This window comes from Corallococcus sp. CA053C, from assembly GCF_003611675.1.
GTDB lineage: Bacteria > Myxococcota > Myxococcia > Myxococcales > Myxococcaceae > Corallococcus.
This window is the reverse complement of record NZ_RAWA01000490.1, coordinates 1-6,515: the sequence shown is the minus strand read 5'-3', so window position 1 is coordinate 6,515 and position 6,515 is coordinate 1. Positions and strand designations below refer to the sequence as shown.

Annotated in this window: 3 protein-coding genes and 2 pseudogenes; 4 read left to right on the top strand and 1 reads right to left on the bottom strand. The window is 71.1% G+C overall.

Annotated elements, in window-relative coordinates; translation table 11 throughout:
- Positions 1-776 (bottom strand): annotated as a pseudogene (locus D7V97_RS38140) (hypothetical protein); the annotation flags it as partial.
- 382 nt (positions 777-1,158) lie between these two features.
- On the opposite strand from D7V97_RS38140, the pseudogene D7V97_RS38135 reads away from it, so the two are divergent.
- From D7V97_RS38135 to D7V97_RS38125, 4 genes and pseudogenes are all read left to right on the top strand, one after another.
- Positions 1,159-2,751: pseudogene (locus tag D7V97_RS38135) on the top strand (FAD-dependent oxidoreductase); the annotation flags it as partial.
- Between the two features lie 231 nt (positions 2,752-2,982).
- Positions 2,983-3,276: a UBP-type zinc finger domain-containing protein gene (locus D7V97_RS45505; protein WP_233583495.1), complete on the top strand. Its 294-nt coding sequence runs from the start codon at positions 2,983-2,985 to the stop codon at positions 3,274-3,276.
- A gap of 168 nt (positions 3,277-3,444) precedes the next feature.
- Positions 3,445-4,287 (top strand): alpha/beta fold hydrolase, encoded by an 843-nt coding sequence (locus tag D7V97_RS38130; RefSeq protein ID WP_120615506.1) that lies wholly within the window; start codon positions 3,445-3,447, stop codon positions 4,285-4,287.
- Positions 4,288-4,601: 314 nt separating this feature from the next.
- Positions 4,602-6,389 (top strand): alpha/beta hydrolase fold domain-containing protein, encoded by a 1,788-nt coding sequence (locus tag D7V97_RS38125; protein ID WP_120615505.1) that lies wholly within the window; start codon positions 4,602-4,604, stop codon positions 6,387-6,389.
- Positions 6,390-6,515: the final 126 nt, after the last annotated feature.

The following is a 6,515-nucleotide window of genomic DNA, read 5'->3' as shown; positions in this document are numbered from 1 at the left end:
CCCTCACCGGGCTGTCCTCCCCAACCGGCAAGCAGGTGGGCCTCGAAGCCCGGCCGCACCACCACCACGGCGGTTCCGTCCAGGTGCGCCAGCGTCACCGGGGGCGCGAGTCCTCCGGCCCGCCCCCAGTCATGCACGGCGGAGAGCGCCAGCGTGTAGCGGCCCGGCTCGCGAGGCTGGCCGAAGAGGACGTGCTGCACGTCCAGCGCGACTTCCGCCCCCATGAGGCGTGCGCCCAGCACGTCCGAGGTGAAGGCCTGTATGTAGAGGGGCCCCAGGGTGCCGGTGAGGAAGCCTCCTGCTGGGTGGTAGTCGGGATTGCTTCGGTTGGAGTAGCGCCGCACGAGGTGCGCGGACAGCAGGCTGTAGGACTCCAGCGCCCCAAACCAGACGCCCACGGGCGCGGTGTCCGAGCCCAGCTTGAGGCCGCGCACCACCTGCCCCCAGTCCGAGAGGCTGTCCCAGTCCTCCCTCCTCACGAGGCTCGTGCCTTCCCCTCTCCCCCAGAGACGCAGGCGCACCGGAGCGCCCAGGTTGAAGCCGAACTCCGCGCCTCCGTCGAGAATGAGGGTCGGCTCCACCTGTACGAACCCTTCATCCGTGCCCACGCCCGCGCGCGGCTGAAACGTCAGCGTCGTCGCCTCCAGCCGTGCCAGTGAAGACCAGGAGCGGGTCGGCTCCTTGGGGGCCGAAGCCTCGGCTTCGGGCGAAGCCGTGGCCGCTCCTCGCATGGGAAGGAGACCCAGCCACAGCACCGCCCACCCGCGGTTGCCCATTGCTCGCGCCTCCTGACTGCACTCCGGTGCGGTGTGCAGAACCCCGTCATAACCGCCGAGTCCGACAGTTCGGCCGAACCGGACTGCGGTGTTTGCCCCGAGGGCATGGAAGGAGGCGAGAGAGTCAGGGCTTCAGCCTGTGGGCGGCCGACTCCCAGCCCGGCGCGCTCCAGGGCCTGGCACTGTCGTCACATCGTCCGGGTGGCGCGAGGTCGTGGCCCTCGAACACGGGTGTTCCAGCTCCTCGTCATCGGGCTCATCGCACATCCGTGCGTGGAGGCGGCGGTTCGCTTTGCCGCCGATCCTGACTACGAGGTCGCGGTGCACGAATGCCCATGCTCGTGTCGCCCGCGCGTCCCATGTCCATGCATTGGGCACGGTCATGATTCCCCCTCCCTTGCCCCCGAACCTCGAGTCGCGCCGCTCCCAGATGTTCCCCGTCCTGGACGCCCGGGACCACGAGCGCATGCAGCGCTTCGGTGAGGTCCGGCACTTCCGTGATGGAGAGTGCCTCGCCGCCGCCGGGCAACCGAGCCCTGGGATGTTCGTGCTCTCCCAGGGCCGCGTGGCCCTCTCCCGGCGCGATGGCCTGGGACACTCGATTCCCATCGTGGAGGAGGGCCCGGGACAGTTCCTCGGTGAGGTGGCCCAGCTCTCCGGACGCCCCGCGCTCGTCGACGCTCACGCGGTGGGTGAGGTGGAGGCACTGGTCATCCCCCCGCACCGGCTGCGTGCGCTGCTCGTGGCGGAGGCGGACCTCGGCGAGCGCATCATGCGCGCCCTCATCCTGCGCCGCGTGGGCCTGCTCGAAACAGGTGCCGGGGGGCCCGTCCTGGTGGGCCCTTCCGAGGGCGCGGGCAGGGTTCGCCTGGAGGGCTTCCTCTCGCGCAATGGCCACCCGTACCTCGCGCTGGACCCGGCGCAGGGCGGCGAGGCGGCCTCGCTGCTCGAGCGCTACTCGCCACGCGCGGAGGAGTTCCCGCTCGTGGTGTGCCCCGATGGCTCGGTCCTGAAGAACCCCTCGGAGAGCACCCTTGCCCGGGCGCTCGGCCTGCTCCCGGAGGGGGCCTTCGAGACGCACTATGACGTCGCCGTGGTGGGCGCGGGGCCCGCGGGGCTCGCCACCTCCGTGTACGCGGCCTCCGAGGGGTTGCGGGTGCTCGTCCTGGATCAGCGGGCCTTCGGGGGACAGGCGGGCGCGAGCTCGCGCATCGAGAACTATCTGGGTTTCCCCACGGGGATCACCGGCCAGGCGCTCACCGCGCGCGCCTATGTGCAGGCGCAGAAGTTCGGCGTGGAGATGGCCATCCCGGCGGAGGTCGCCTCCCTGCGCTGCTCGGCCTCGGGCGCGCCGCTTGCGCTCGAGCTGACCGACGGGCGGGAGGTGCGCACGCGGACCGTGGTGGTGGCCAGCGGCGCACGCTACCGCCGTCCCGCGCTCGCGAACCTCGGCCAGTTCGAGGGCCGTGGGGTCTCCTACTGGGCCAGCCCCATCGAGGCGCGCATGTGCGAAGGCGAGGAGGTCGTGCTCGTCGGCGGTGGCAACTCCGCGGGCCAGGCGGCCGTGTTCCTCGCGGGCCACGCGCGTCGGGTCCGCGTGCTCGTGCGCGGACGGGAGCTCGCTGCGAGCATGTCCAGCTACCTCGTCGAGCGCCTGGCCGCGTCCCCTCGCATCGAGCTGGTGATGGAGACGGAGGTGGTGGCGTTGGCGGGCTCGGACGAGCTCGGCCTGCGGCGCGTGCGCTGGCGGCACCGGCCCAGCGGACGGGAGGAGGAGCACGACGTGCGCCATCTCTTCCTCTTCATCGGGGCGGACCCGGCCACGGAGTGGCTCGCGGACTGCGGTGTGGCGCTGGACGCAAAGGGCTTCGTGCGCACGGGCGCGGCGCTCGGCGAGGAGCCGCTCCATTCGGAAGCCTGGGAGGCCACCGGGCGGGCGCCGTTCACGTTCGAGACGAGCCTGCCCGGCGTGTTCGCCATCGGCGATGCGCGCTCGGACTCCGTCAAGCGGGTGGGCACGGCGATCGGCGAGGGCTCGGCCGTGGTGGCGCAGCTGCATGCCTGCCTGGCCTCCGCCACGGCGTTGCGACAGGCCCCCTCACATCCCCATGTTCGACACGAGGGGGCCAGAGGACGGATGCCCCCACACGGAGCGCAAGCCATGAAGAAGGTCTGTTCACACCTGGAAGTGACCGAACATCACCGGATGGCTCCCATCCACCCGAGTGGTCACGGATGTGAGGAGTGTCTGAAGGACGGCGGTGACTGGGTCCACCTCCGGATGTGTCTGACCTGCGGGCACGTGGGCTGCTGCGACGACTCGCCGTCACGCCACGCGACCCGGCACTTCCACGCCAGCTCCCACCCGGTCATCAAATCGTTCGAGCCTGGGGAGGACTGGGCCTGGTGCTTCGTGGACGAGCAGCTCCTCGAGCGGATCCCCACCTTCCCGGGCGAGTCGCCGCCGGTGCACTACTCGGCCCCCATGAGCGCGCCCTAGGCACCTGGCCCCGGACGCCTGCGCGACTTGCTTTGAGCATTCGAGGACACGCGGTCGGCCCACCGGGGCTTGGACCGCGGTCTGCGTTGGCACGTCCACGGACGCCGCCCACCCTCAGGTCCACCTGCGCCACTCGCGCGCTGGCGACTCGAATCCTCGGAGGGGTCCATGAACGCTCAGCGCTTCACTGAACCGAACCTGCGCCGACTGGGCCTGCTCTGTGCCCTCGGGGCACTGCTGGTGGTCTGCACTCCTTCATCCAACGACGTTGTCTCCAGGGACGAGAAGCCGGCCGACGCTTGTGACAAGCCCACGATCGTCCTCGTCCACGGCGCCTTCGCCGATGCATCCGGCTGGGCCGGCGTGATCGCGCCGTTGCAGCGACAGGGCTACACGGTCTACGCGTTCGCAAACCCCTTGCGCAGCATCTCCGGTGACGCGGAGTACCTGCGGTCCTTCCTGAGCACCGTCTCCGGCCCCATCGTCCTGGTCGGCCACTCCTACGGCGGAGCGGTCATCACGAACGCGGCCACCGGGAACCCGAACGTGAAGGCGCTCGTGTACGTCGCCGCGTACGCACTCGACGGGGGGGAGACCCTCCTGGCCGCCAACGCGCTCGGCGGTGGCCAATCCGAACTCGGCAACCACCTTGTCTTGCGCCCCTTCCCTGGGGGCGGGACCGTGGACGCTGACGGCTACATCGACCCCGCCTTCTTCCGCGAGCTCTTCGCGGGCGACCTCTCCGAAATGGACGCGGCGGTGCTCGCCGCCAGCCAACGCCCGGCCGCCGCCTCCGTCTTCGCGAACCCCTCCGGCCCGCCCGCGTGGAAGGACCTTCCGTCCTGGTATCTGATCGCCAGCGACGACCACACCATCCCGCCCGAGGCCCAGCGAGTCATGGCCCAGCGCGCTGGCGCCCATGCCGTCGAAATCCAAAGCTCCCACGTCGCGATGATCAGCCACCCGGACGTCGTGACGGAGCTGATCGGCGAAGCCGCCGGGTGCCGTTGATGACCTGCGATGCGGCCCCCCGTGGGGAGACCCTGGCGGTGAGGTCTGCCATTGTCATTCGCGCTGTCACTTCTTCGTGACAGCGGTCTGCGCGCAGGGCATGGCGCAGGCGCCCATCGCGCTGGTGACCGCGGGTGCCGCGCACCCACACCTCAACCCGAACTTGCGTTCTTCTCGCGCGGCCAGGCTCTCCCGCAACTTCCCGCCGTGCCGTGTGTTGCTCATATTCATGGATTTCACGCATTTTGCGTGAGGCCTGAGATGTGTGGCGAGCCGGAGGTCCCACCGGTTCAACCCCGTCCGGAGGCAACGACATGAAGGCAGGGCATACGCAGAAGGTTTTCGGGTGGAGGCGCGGCGTGGTGGTGGTGGCGGCGTGGCTCACGGGGTGTGGGGGTGTCACGGGAGAGGAGGCTTTGGCCCCGGCCTCCGCCGCTCGCGGGCTGGCCGCGGCCTGTCCGGCGGGGCTGCCTGACGGGCCGCTGGTGCCGGACGGGACGACCGCGTCCACCTGCGCGGCCGCCACCCAGACCCCGCTGACGTTGACGTATGCCAGCGGTGAGGGGCACCAACTGGACCTGTACCGGCCGGCGACAGGCAGCGGCCCGTTCCCGACGGTGGTGTGGATCCACGGCGGAGGCTGGCGCGGCGGGTCGCGGCTGGACGTGAACCAGGCCCGGTGGCTGGTGTGCCGGGGCTACGCGGTGGCGTCCATCGACTACCGGCTGAGTGCCGTCGCGGTGTTCCCAGCGCAGCTCCACGACGTGAAGGCGGCCGTCCGGTTCCTGCGCGCCAACGCGGCGGGGTATGGCCTGGACCCGTCGCGCTTCGCCGCCTTTGGCAGCTCGGCCGGTGGCCACCTGGCGGCACTCGCGGGAACGAGCCGCGGTGTCGCGGGGCTGGAGGACCCGTCGCAGGGCAATGCTGGCGTCTCCAGCGCGGTGCAGGCGGTGGTGGACTGGTACGGCCCCACGGACTTCGCGCGGATGGACTCGCAGCTCCTGGCGCGAGGCTGTGGCCCGGGCTCGGCGCAGCACGGCCAACCGGACTCGCCGGAGAGCCAGCTCGTGGGCTGCACGGTGGCGGACGCCAGCTGCCAGGGGGCGGTGGCGCTGGCCAATCCGGTCACCCACGTGGGCGCGGGGGATCCGCCCATGCTCGTCCTGCACGGGGACCAGGACTGCACCGTCCCGAGCGAGCAGGGCCTGCTGCTGACGTCCGCGATGGAGACCGCGGGCCGCTGCGTCGTCCAGCGCGACGTGGTCGGCGCGGGCCACGGCGGGGCCGGGTGGGTGAGCACGCCGGTGCAGGACGCCACCGCCGCCTTCCTGGACGCGATGCTGAAGCCCGCGGTCGCGCCCTCCACGCCACAGGCGGTCTGTTCGAGTTTCCAACTCGTCGGCAATCCGGCGACCAGCACGGGCGCGACCTGGACCTATGACTCCGTGGACCAGGGGGTGCACTACGTGCTCAAGGGCATCTTGTTCCAGCCGGCGACGGGGACGGGGCCCTTCCCGGCGGTGGTGATCAGCCACGGCAAGGGCGGCACGGCGCGGGGCTACTCGGCGAACGTGGCCCGGACGATGGTGGGCTGGGGACTGGTGGCCATTGGCACGACGTACACGCACGCGGCCGACGCCGCGGGCACCCTGCCAGCGGGGGACGAGGGCGCCTCCGAGGAGAACGTGCTGCGGGCGCACAAGGCCCGCGACCTGCTGTCCTGCGTGGGCAACGTCGACTTCACGCGGGTGGCCGCGCACGGCCACAGCATGGGGGGCTTCGTCACGGGCCAGTTGTTGGGGACCCATCCGGCGGACTTCCGGGCCGCGTCACACACGGCGGCAGGGGTGAGTGCGGGGCCCAACTCCACGCGGCCGGACGCGGCCGGGAACATCACCACGCCGTACCAGCTCCACCACGGCGACGCGGACACGGTGGTTCCCCTCTCCCAGGACCAGACGCTGAAGTCCATCCTCGTCGCGAACGGAACGCCCACCGCGCTGTATGTCCATGCGGGCTACACCCATGACCAGATTCCCTTCGACGCCACGATGCTCTCACGCGTGAGGACGTGGTACCGCCAGTACGGCGTCCTCCCCTGAGTCAGGCAGGGCCCGCGGGGACGGAGCCGGGGCTGCTGCGCCGGACGTTCGCGCGGGAGGTCTTCGCCTGCTCTGGGTATGGATTCCCTTGAGGAATGCCGTGCCACATGACGGGTGGGGCGGGGT